This is a genomic window from Shewanella sp. YLB-07 (genome assembly GCF_009377275.1).
The window spans coordinates 101,419-111,598 of record NZ_VOQB01000021.1 but is presented as its reverse complement, the minus strand read 5'-3'; the positions used below and the strand labels follow the sequence as shown (position 1 = coordinate 111,598).

Annotated in this window: 10 protein-coding genes and 1 rRNA gene; 6 read left to right on the top strand and 5 right to left on the bottom strand. The window is 43.9% G+C overall.

Translation table 11 applies throughout. The features are described from left to right. Window positions 1-114, top strand: a 5S ribosomal RNA gene (rrf, locus tag FS373_RS29580); the annotation flags it as partial. Between the two features lie 821 nt (window positions 115-935). Next, window positions 936-1,985, top strand: a complete 1,050-nt coding sequence (locus FS373_RS29575; RefSeq protein ID WP_144046090.1) for a patatin-like phospholipase family protein — start codon at window positions 936-938, stop codon at window positions 1,983-1,985. 77 nt (window positions 1,986-2,062) lie between these two features. On the opposite strand, the gene FS373_RS29570 is transcribed toward FS373_RS29575, so the two are convergent. Beyond that, on the bottom strand, window positions 2,063-2,734 hold the full coding sequence (locus FS373_RS29570; protein ID WP_152831302.1) for a DUF2057 domain-containing protein: 672 nt from the start codon (window positions 2,732-2,734) through the stop codon (window positions 2,063-2,065). Between the two features lie 190 nt (window positions 2,735-2,924). Here FS373_RS29570 and FS373_RS29565 point away from each other — a divergent pair, with 190 nt between their 5' ends. Both FS373_RS29565 and corA read left to right on the top strand, forming a co-directional pair. Next, window positions 2,925-3,284: a hypothetical protein gene (locus FS373_RS29565; RefSeq protein WP_229381163.1), complete on the top strand. Its 360-nt coding sequence runs from the start codon at window positions 2,925-2,927 to the stop codon at window positions 3,282-3,284. 125 nt (window positions 3,285-3,409) lie between these two features. Continuing rightward, complete coding sequence (gene corA / locus FS373_RS29560) at window positions 3,410-4,357, top strand: magnesium/cobalt transporter CorA (protein WP_144046092.1); 948 nt, start codon at window positions 3,410-3,412, stop codon at window positions 4,355-4,357. Here corA and FS373_RS29555 read toward each other — a convergent pair whose 3' ends face one another. After that, a complete protein-coding gene (locus tag FS373_RS29555; RefSeq protein ID WP_144046093.1) occupies window positions 4,358-4,681 on the bottom strand; it encodes a DUF3135 domain-containing protein in 324 nt (107 codons plus the stop codon). Window positions 4,682-4,900: 219 nt separating this feature from the next. Next, a complete protein-coding gene (locus FS373_RS29550; RefSeq protein WP_152831300.1) occupies window positions 4,901-6,160 on the bottom strand; it encodes an HD-GYP domain-containing protein in 1,260 nt (419 codons plus the stop codon). Between the two features lie 152 nt (window positions 6,161-6,312). Here FS373_RS29550 and FS373_RS29545 point away from each other — a divergent pair, with 152 nt between their 5' ends. After that, window positions 6,313-7,008, top strand: a complete 696-nt coding sequence (locus FS373_RS29545) for a 2OG-Fe(II) oxygenase (protein ID WP_152831299.1) — start codon at window positions 6,313-6,315, stop codon at window positions 7,006-7,008. Window positions 7,009-7,072: 64 nt separating this feature from the next. Here FS373_RS29545 and FS373_RS29540 read toward each other — a convergent pair whose 3' ends face one another. Continuing rightward, entirely contained in the window at window positions 7,073-8,425 is a 1,353-nt protein-coding gene (locus FS373_RS29540; RefSeq protein ID WP_144046094.1) for a sensor histidine kinase, read from the bottom strand. Then, a complete protein-coding gene (locus FS373_RS29535; RefSeq protein ID WP_144046095.1) occupies window positions 8,416-9,090 on the bottom strand; it encodes a response regulator in 675 nt (224 codons plus the stop codon). The genes FS373_RS29540 and FS373_RS29535 overlap by 10 nt, the downstream gene beginning before the upstream one ends. Before the next feature lie 228 nt (window positions 9,091-9,318). Here FS373_RS29535 and FS373_RS29530 point away from each other — a divergent pair, with 228 nt between their 5' ends. Then, window positions 9,319-10,173 (top strand): putative selenate ABC transporter substrate-binding protein, encoded by an 855-nt coding sequence (locus tag FS373_RS29530; protein WP_144046096.1) that lies wholly within the window; start codon window positions 9,319-9,321, stop codon window positions 10,171-10,173. Window positions 10,174-10,180 lie beyond the last annotated feature (7 nt).

The window sequence follows — 10,180 nt, the reverse complement described above, 5'->3', positions numbered from 1 at the left end:
TGGAAACCATAGCATTGTGGCCCCACCTGAATCCATCTCGAACTCAGAAGTGAAACGCAATCGCGCCGATGGTAGTGTGGGGTCTCCCCATGTGAGAGTAGGTCATTTCCAGGCGCCTAATTTCTCGTAAAGAGAGTCGATAAATCCCCAGCACTTAGTGTTGGGGATTTTTTCGTTTAACAGCTTTTGAAATGAGCTTCTCACATGGGGAATATAGATAGCGCATGCGAAGCATGCATCCTTTTATGTGATAGTAGGGTGATATCGCTGCGTTCAGCAAACGAAGTTTGATGCTGCGGTAGAACGCGGAGGATTTATCCGAAGCTGGGCCATTGGAAGGCGCCTTTGTTGCAGGCTACAAAGGAGCTACTCTGATATCTGTACTGGTAACCGCCGCAGTGTGGGCCTTTCAGTTCGACACCTACGTCGTCTCTCGCTGCAAAGTAGCTGAATGCTGCGCATCCAAAGTGCTACTTCTCCGCCCCCATGTGTTCGGCCTTCGGTAAGTATCATGACCTTTCCAAGCTGTACCATTGGAAGGCGTCTTTGCTCTTTGTTCCAACGACTCATGCTGCGCATCCAAAGCGCTACTTCTCCGCCCCCATGTGTCCACTTCGCGAACTACGAGAGGTCACCGATATGCTCCTCGGTAACTGCTCCATGCGTTACTCTCGATAATAGCTCCTGCATTAATCTACCTTCGTCCATCCTTGGTCTCGTACCTCCTGAATCCTTTCAGTCGTGCATAAGTGACACTTTCCAAGCCCATGTAGATCGTAGGTCAATTCCAGCCGCCTCCGTTCAAACTTGTTTAGTAATCGTTAATGTTAATTGGATTTTTCTATGTGAGTTATTTAAATAATCAATTATACAAGTTAGCGTCGAATCTATAGATTTGATTGGGTTCCGTGGGGGAATTAACTTCAGGTCTTCTTATGCCATTATCGATTGCTGCCAATTCAGATTTAGAACCATATATAGCTCGTGTGCTTGCCGATGATCCATCTCCAAACAAAGGTAATGATCAGCGCTATAACATACCTGAGCCTATTGCCCGTACGGCTCTAGTGGCAGAAGGTGGCGGTCAGAGGGGGATATTTACTGCAGGCGTACTCGATAGTTGGTTAGAGTGCGGCTATAACCCATTTGAGTTACTGATAGGCACTTCTGCAGGGGCACAGAACCTGTCTAGCTTTTTGACTGGCCAAGCTGGGTTTGCTCAGGCCTCGATTGCTCAACTTTCTAAGCAACCTGAGTTCTTCAATATAAAAAGAGGGCTGAAAGGATCCAATACCGTCGATCTTGACTGGTATTTCGAACAGGGCAGTGATGCACAATTTCGTTTAAACACTGAGTACGGTTTGACTAAGCTTCAAAGTCGTAGCTTACTTATCTCGACAACGAATAGCTCCAGTTATCAGGCTTTATTTTCTTCGCCAAATGCCAAAAATTGGTTAACCTTGCTTAAGGCATCGAGCGCTCTGCCTTATCTTTATCGTAAGGGAGTGCTGATTAACGGGGACTATCATGTCGATGGTGGTTTATCGGCTCCCTTGCCTGTGGAGGAAGCTTATAAACGGGGGGCGAGGAAGATAGTGGTGATCCGCACTATGCCGAAGGAATACACAGCCCATACACCTTGGGTTAATCGGCTTAAGTCCTGGATTTGTTCGTCGAACCGATGCCCTAAAGCACTCGATTATTTCGTTCATCATGAAGCAGCTTATAAGCATTCTCTGCAGTTTATTGCATCACCACCGGACGACGTTGAGGTGATACAAATATTCCCCGAGTCCAGGCTCACTAGCCATATTTTGGGCAGTGCAGATGCTCAGCTTGAACATGATTATCTTATGGGGAAGCGCGCCGGTTTGCTATTTATCGAGGACAATTCCGTATCACTGTTGGCGAGAGAGAATTTGGTTCAATTTCAAGAGAGAGCGGAGGAAGCCAGCGCAAGACTTAAGCTGGTTCATTACTGCTAGTTGAGCCGTGTGATGAGCCTCAAGCCAGCGTAATAAGTCTACTGGCTTTTATAGGCTATACAGATTACCGATTGGGATTAGTCTTGATTTATGCGAAACTTGAAGGCCTTGCGAGTCTCTTCATCCGCTTGGCTATACCAAAAATCCAACATTTGACCGACATTTATCTGGTCTTTACTGGTGTCAGGCATCTGTTCAGAGGCCTGACTATTATGAGTAACCACGACAGTGGTTGCAGGTAATACTACAGGTGTTGATTTCTGTGTTTGTGGTACAAGGTTTAGGAGGGCCGCAGGCGCTGAACTCTTGTTATAGACTGCTATTTCTTTGTCATAATCCCGGCCTAGTTGTATTCCCACTTTGAGGAGTAGGTCACTGGTGTATTCAACATCTCCCCCCGCTTCATCGATAAGGGTCAACTCTGCAAGCTTATTAAACTTGTCTGCATCACTGTCAGATCTAAGTCTTGGCAACGACAGCTTATACGCTGAATCTTGACCATTGAATGTCAGGATCACAGCTTCTGATGTGAACCTTCTTTGCTCACCTTGTTGCCTGAAGCTGGTGTTATATTTAAACACAATCTGATTATTGCCATCATTGAGCTCTAGTGAGGTTTCATCCTCCATCTCTACACCATTAACTACTAAGAGCTGCGCAGACTTAGGTAAGGTAAGGGTGAGTTTTGCATATGCTGGCAGTGAACAGGCTGCAGTAAAAATAACTGCGAGGGCTAAAGTGTGCTTCATAGGATTCTCTAGGTTAGATCTGTGGAGTGATTTATACCACTTTTAACCACATTAATGTAATTGGTATCGCAGAAGGTGCACTTGTTAGGTGAGTCTCAGATTTTTTCTTATGTTTGATTAGACATTTGTACCAGTTTAAGCAATGAAAAGACGTTATAATCACGGGTTATTATTACCGTTGGAGTTCGCCGTGTTCACGAAAATACTGATCACTCTCTTAGTCATTGTCGGCGCCTTTTTCTACTTACGTAAACCTGCTCGATTATCAGTTCAAACCAGAACCGTCGATGTAGGGAAACGAATCATGTTGCGCTATATCTTTATGGGTTTGATAGCCGTTTCTATGTTTGGAAGCACAGGTTATTGGTATTGGAGCTGGCAAGACGGTAACCAAGTGGTCAGAGTGACCATAGTATCACCGTTAATAGACAGTACCAGTGTGTATCAGGTGAGAAAGAAAGATATATTGAACAATCAGATCACAACTATTGATGGCATTAACATTCGCTTATCGAATCAAGAACGTGTCATTATCGCAAATTCTAACTAATACCAACTTTGACTAGATTATTGTTTATAGAGCTTTTTAATCTTGCCGATTAAGGTAGAATAGCCTCGTTTTTTACCCTGCGCTGTGGCACAAAAATTCGTCATAGTGTTTTTTCAGGAGGTACCATGATAACTGCTTATGTCTATAACGATCGTAAACTAGCGATTACTGAACTGAACATACAGGATGTTGTACCTCCGGAAACGCTCTGGTTAGATCTTTTCAAACCCAGTGACGAAGAACGTGAATGGTTGAGTAAATACTCTGTTGAAGAGGTACCAGAGGAAGAAGATATCAATGAAATTGAAGCTTCCGCACGTTTCTATCAAAATAACGATGGTCTGCATATTAACTCCCTGTTTCCTCAACGATTAGGCCAGGATGTCAAAGGCGTTAACGTCTCATTTAATTTACGTAAAGATTTTCTGCTAACGATCAGAGAGGATGATGTCGGTCTCATTCGCTTGCTTAGAAACTATCTAAGGTTGGGACGTATCAAAGTCACCACACCTCAAGGGCTTTTTCTTGAGTTGTTCAATCTGAAAGTCGATTACTTATCAGATCTTATCGAAGATATTTATTCAGTGGTCGATGGTGTCAGTGAGCAGGTTTTTGAAAACAATGAACTAGACGAAGTGTTTAAACTCATTACCTTGCAGGAAGACTCAAATGGTAAAATTCGTTTAAGTCTGCTGGATACTCAACGCTCACTACGTTATATGCAAAGATATTATCGTGGTCAACTCACCGACGATAACCTTAAAGATTTACGTGAGATGCTGTTAGATATCGAATCTCTGATGCCCCACAGTCAATTTATTTTCGATAAATTAAACTTTCTGCTGGATGCCGCTATGGGCTTTAGTGGATTACAACAGAATAAGATCATTAAAATATTCTCGGTTGCAGCAGTCATCTTCCTACCGCCGACTGTGATAGCCAGTGCTTATGGGATGAATTTTACCACTATGCCTGAGCTAGAGTGGCAGTTTGGTTATCCTATGGCCATCTTGATGATGCTGGCCAGTGCCGGTGGAACCTATGCATTCTTCAAGAGGAAAGGCTGGCTTTAGTCAGTTAGTCGACAGCTTTTTTGAAGGAAGTACCAGGATTTTGGCATTTTGTTGTCGAAATTCCTGAGGGTGATTCATTATGGTGTTTAAGGCGATAAACTTGTCGTTCATGATGCTGATGGCCAAATAGCATCTGTGATAAGGGTTGGAGCATCGAGATAGCTGTTGCTCAAGGTGGTATTGCATCGAGATCAGTTGTTCTTTGTTCGTTTCCGGGCAGCAATCTATCGCCTCTTTGCAGAGTGTTTTTTGAAGCTCTTCGAGTTCATCAGGCTCATTTTCAGCCAGCCATCTTAGTTTATCGAAGTCAGGTAATTCAGTCATAGCCTCTCCCCCCAGAAGATAGCGTTACTTTCAAATTAGCTAATAGTTTGCTATTCGGCAAGAAAACTTGAGAATAACGGGGGAAATGTGTGAGTTTTTAGTTATAAGAGCTGCAGTGTTATTAGAGGGGAAAAGGGTTTTAGTCATATTTCCTCGATGTTTTTCAATACCTTTCTTTCCCTTTCGTTCTACTTTTCGAAGTCATAATCGAAAAATAATTTAGCTATCTGAACCTATATAGTAGCTGACACGCTCTCTAGGGTTTAAATATTTAAAGATTTTCTCGGGTAACGCCATTGGTTGTATACAGCGGACTATGCTGAGACCTTCGACTTCTAGATCCACAATCGGAGCCTGATCTTTGGGAACCATGGCATCGTAGACCAGTATTCTGGGGAACAATATTTTGTCCAGGTTGACCGACATGACCATGGCAAACTGGCCAGAAGATAACTCAACAATACTGCCGGGGGGATAGATGCCTAACATTTTGATCATCTTGCCAGTGACTTGCTGATTTAGCTGTGTCTTGAAGTTTTTATAGATATGACCGAGTGCAGCATAGGGAGTACGCGCTTTTGTCTGTGCGTCAGGGTGACAAAGAGAGTCATATAAGTTAACCACGGCAACGAGCTGGCACAACTTGTCGAGTTTATTCTCTTTAAGCCCCTTAGGGTAGCCAGAGCCGTCTAGGTATTCATGATGATTGAGTACTATTGGCATGGCACCGGCTGGAAAGTTTTCAGCGAGTTTCAACAAGTCTGCACCCATGATTGGATGTTGCTTCATAAAGTTAACTTCAGGCGGCGTTAATGGTGTCTTCTTCTTGAGTAATTGTGGAGGGACTTTCAATTTTCCAGTATCGTGAAACAGTGAACCCATGCCGACTAATTCGATATCTGATCTGTCCCAGCCCAGTTCTTTTGCCATTAACATGGAGAGTACGGCGACATTGAGAGAGTGATAATAAATTGATTCGTCGTCTTTGGCTTCGCCCATAAGATGTAAGACTAAGTTATCCGAACTCAGTAATTTTTCACTCATGTCATTAATTAATTCCTTGGCATCATCTATGGCATTTAGCGGACGGTTGCGTAATTTAGATACCAAGTTACGCATTTTTGCGATAGATCGGTCAAAGTCTTGCTCGGTTTTCTGAAGGTCTCGGCGCATCCGCTTGAGTTTTTCAATACGCTCACTTTTGTTTTTTTGCATCTCGATGGTGAGTGCATCCAGGTCTTCTTTCTGCGGCGGCACCACTTTAGTCTTGGCAACCTCTTCGGTGAGAGGGGGGATATCACTTCGCTCGATATCGACGAACACAAAGTCGATGGCTAATTTTTTAATAAGCTCGATTTGTGCCTGTTGCTTGAGTCTGAAGCTACTGAATAGGAAGGGGTGATCTTTCCAAGAAACGGGTAAGCGGATGAAATTACCGACTTGTAATTGATTGACTGCAACTTTACGGTTTTTCTTCATATTCTTCTTATTAGTATCCCCATCTCTTTAGAACAATTATTCCAGAACTGGTTTGATTGTTATAGTGATATTTTAACTTAACTCAATGACTTTACAATCACTTAACCATTATGTCAGCATAGACTGAACACAGAATAGGCAAAGTTAACAAAATGGACTTCATTGAAGTATACCCTAATGCTATCCCAGATGACTTATGTGATCGTTTGATCGCCTCTTTTGAACAACATAAGGGGGTGGCCGATGGCAGAACCGGCCAAGGGGTGGATTTAGAAAAAAAAATAAGTCGCGATCTCACCTTAGACAGTTTCGAGGATTTGCAGAGTATCAGGAATGAATTACTCACTTATACATTGAAATTCTCTACCGAGTATTTCAATGTATATTCGATGGCATTGATGGGGGCTGTATCGGTGCAAGTCGCTGATGACAAAGGCCAAGGTGTTGCGCTGACGCCTGATAACTATCAGAGTCTGGGTGAACCAAGATCCGAAGCATTAGTTAAGTATCTCTACCGCAGTGGGACCATTAATGTTCAGAAATATCAGCAGGGTGTAGGAGGGTACCCTCACTGGCATTCTGAGCAGTTTCCTCAGGCGGGGCATAATGAAGCCTTGCATCGCGTGGTGCTCTATATGTTTTATCTTAACGATGTAGAAGAGGGGGGGGAGACGGAATTTTTTTATCAAAACAGAAAACTCAAACCAAAGAAGGGCAGCATGGTCATAGCACCAGCGGGCTTTACTCACTCACATCGAGGCAATAGACCGATCAGTAACGATAAATATATCGCGACTTCTTGGGTCATGTTTAATCGCGCCGAGCAATTGTATGCACCGATAAGATAGCGTATGAATACAAGGGTCTTGTGATCAAGACCCTTGTATCTAGTTGCATGACTTAGTTCTGGGCTTAAATTGGAATCGTTATTCTAAACTTAGCGCCTTCAAGCTCTGAGGTTTCTATGCTCAAGTTACCATTGTAGCTGATGACTATTTCATTACACACGGCGAGTCCTATCCCTTGTCCGGCTTTTTGTGTGTCGGCTCTGACACCACGCTCGATGATTCTTTGGCGCAGACTCTCTTCGACGCCAGGTCCATCATCTTCGACAATCAGTTCAAACTCTCCGGCATCGCTATAACGGGCAGTGACTCTCACCTGACTGATACACAATTTGAATGCATTCTCCATCAAGTTACCGCAAAGCTCCATCAAGTCGCCTTTATCTCCAGGAAAGACATGTTCCTGGGGAATATAGGCGATGAATTGAACCTGCTTGTCACGATAGACCTTAAAAAGCATCTGAGAAAGCTGATTGACCAGGGGGGCGACTAAGGTTTGTTCATGCTTGAGTCCTTTACGACCTAGCATGGCACGCTTGAGTTGGTATTTAACCAGCAAGTCCATCTGGCTTACCTGCTCCATGATACGCTCGCTTGCCCCTTGTTTATCTAATGACGCATCATCTGTGATAGCGTGGACGGCTGCAAGGCGTGTCTTCAGGCTATGAGCAAGATCATTCATCGCATTCTGATATCTCTGCTGTTGGGCACTCGATTGAGATAGCAGCTGATTGAGCGCTTGGGTAACTCCTTCGAGCTCAATGGGGTAATCTTGTGATAGCGCCTTAGTCTTACCACTGCTGACACTCTCTAACTCGTTTCTCATTCGAGTTAAAGGTCGCATTCCCCAGTAACCGGCACTGACTAACAGAACCAGAGCCAGTGCCAATACCATGGCTAGCCTGAAATAAGTGCGTCGACTGAATTTGTCTAATTCCTGCTCGAGCTTTTGGGCATCTTTCATCACCAACAGGTTATATTGACTGCCAGACATTTCTAATGACAGTAAATAGATGAAGTAGCCCTTATCGTCTGCAAGATTGAGGTAATAAGGAGGGGAGTCGTGTCGAATGTCGTTGAAGCGTTCGCAGGTATCAAAAAGCCCTTTATCGACAGCCTGAGATGAGGTCCAAATTTGTCTATAATCTGCATCACAGCTGGCTATGGTATAGCTTTCTGGTGTATTGTTTTCCTCGAGCCAGTCGTCACTGCTAGCGGGGAGTAGATCGTGCTCCCTCAGCTCTGCGGCAACTTTAGGGATCTCTGCGATGAGCTGAGCCGTCTCTTCGTTGTAGTTGTCTTGTGCATGAAGAATGTTGACCAGCCAGGCTAAGCCGAATCCTACTAAGGCAATAATTGACAGTGAGGTAAGAAACATCCGTGTTAGCAGACGTTTCTTAAATTTAAACCTTAACTGCATGGCAGATTAAACTTGTAACCTTGGCCGCGGATCGTGGCAATAGGATTCTCCAGCCCCTCTTTGGTGAGTTTCTTCCTGAGTCTGGACACCATGACTTCTATGGTGTTTGGATCTCCCTCTTTATCGCCATAGATCACATCTAACAGACGTTGCTTTGCGACGACTTCATGACAATGACGCATCAAATACTCGAGTATGAGATATTCGAAGGCGGTGATCTCCATGGGGACACCTTTCATCGAGAGCTGCTTAGCGGCGAGATCCAGTTCCAGATCACCACTGGTGATCTGGGGCTTAACAAATCCTGCACTGCGTCTGACTAAGGCGTCTAAACGCGCGACTAATTCCTCTTTTTGGAATGGTTTAACCAGATAGTCATCGGCACCGGCATTGAGACCCTCAACCTTATCTTGCCAATTGACCCTGGCGGTTAAGATAAGGATTGGTGCCTTTAGCCCTGCATCGCGTAGACTTTCAATTAAGCTCATGCCATCCTGATCCGGTAAACCTAAGTCGATGATGGCAACATCTATGGGATAATTAGTTGCTTGATAAAATCCCTCTTTGGCGGTCAATGCGACTTGAACCTGATTCCCAAGTTCACTCAGTTGCACCTGTAAATGGTGAGACAAGATAGGATCGTCTTCAACAACCAAAATTCTCATAATTTTATGCCTTTATAATTTTTTACAACAGTCTACTCAGATAAAGACATATTGCCAATATCTGTATTTGCCAATATTTTACTTGAGCGTAACTTAATACCAGCTGACTTGATTTGTAAATAAATGGCTGCAAATAGTGACCGAGTCTTATTTTTGCAATAAATCACTTTGTTTCTGGGGCTATTATCGTTAAAATCCTGCACAATTTTTACTGACAGGAAACATCTCATGAGGCTAATAAACATAGTCGCTCTACTACTCTTAAGCACGCTTTCTTCCGGTGCATTTGCGACTGTATTTACTTTCACCGCCATTCCCGATGAAGATGAGAGTCAGCTTCGTACACGTTTCGATAAGGTGGCTGAATATCTTCAGAGCCAATTAGGCGTCGAGGTTAGATATATTCCGGTCAAATCTTACTCCGCAGCGGTAACCGCATTCAGGAATAATCAAGTTCAGCTGGCTTGGTTCGGTGGTTTATCTGGTGTGCAGGCTCGTCGTCTGGTTCCTGGCTCCGAAGCGATAGCTCAGGGCTATGAAGATCAGTTTTTTAAGAGTTATTTTATTGCGCATCATTCGGCTGATATTCTGCCATCTGAGAGTTTTCCTAATTTAAACGGTTACACTTTTACCTATGGTTCAAAAGGCTCAACATCGGGTCGGCTTATGCCACAATTTTTTATCGAGCGAAACCTAGGTAAGAAGGCTGAAAATGTGTTCACCCGCATTGGTTTCTCCGGAGACCATAGCCGCACCATAGCCCAAGTTCAAGCTGGGGCGTATCAGGTTGGCGCGGTTAACTACAAAGTGTGGGAGAGGGCGTTGGCTAAAGGCATCGTGGATCTGGATAAAGTTGATGTGATCTGGCAGAGCCCGGCGTACCCAGATTATCAGTGGACAGTCAGGGAAGGAGTGAATGAGACATTTGGTGCCGACTTTAAGACTAAGCTGACAAAAGCCCTGCTCGACATGAAAGATCCTGAGCTTCTCGCGAGCTTTCCAAGAAAGTCTTTCGTAGAAGCTGAAAATTCAGATTATCAACCTATTGAAAATATAGCTAAAACTATAGGGCTTATCGACTAGTATTTAT

What these genes read in the sequence shown, in the direction of transcription:
- FS373_RS29555 (WP_144046093.1), bottom strand. Translation starts at nt 4,681, where the DNA reads ATGACTGAATTACCTGACTTCGATAAACTAAGATGGCTGGCTGAAAAT.
- FS373_RS29570 (WP_152831302.1), bottom strand. Translation starts at nt 2,734, where the DNA reads ATGAAGCACACTTTAGCCCTCGCAGTTATTTTTACTGCAGCCTGTTCA.
- FS373_RS29530 (WP_144046096.1), top strand. Translation starts at nt 9,319, where the DNA reads ATGAGGCTAATAAACATAGTCGCTCTACTACTCTTAAGCACGCTTTCT.
- FS373_RS29540 (WP_144046094.1), bottom strand. Translation starts at nt 8,425, where the DNA reads ATGCAGTTAAGGTTTAAATTTAAGAAACGTCTGCTAACACGGATGTTT.
- FS373_RS29575 (WP_144046090.1), top strand. Translation starts at nt 936, where the DNA reads ATGCCATTATCGATTGCTGCCAATTCAGATTTAGAACCATATATAGCT.
- FS373_RS29545 (WP_152831299.1), top strand. Translation starts at nt 6,313, where the DNA reads ATGGACTTCATTGAAGTATACCCTAATGCTATCCCAGATGACTTATGT.
- FS373_RS29535 (WP_144046095.1), bottom strand. Translation starts at nt 9,090, where the DNA reads ATGAGAATTTTGGTTGTTGAAGACGATCCTATCTTGTCTCACCATTTA.
- corA (WP_144046092.1), top strand. Translation starts at nt 3,410, where the DNA reads ATGATAACTGCTTATGTCTATAACGATCGTAAACTAGCGATTACTGAA.
- FS373_RS29550 (WP_152831300.1), bottom strand. Translation starts at nt 6,160, where the DNA reads ATGAAGAAAAACCGTAAAGTTGCAGTCAATCAATTACAAGTCGGTAAT.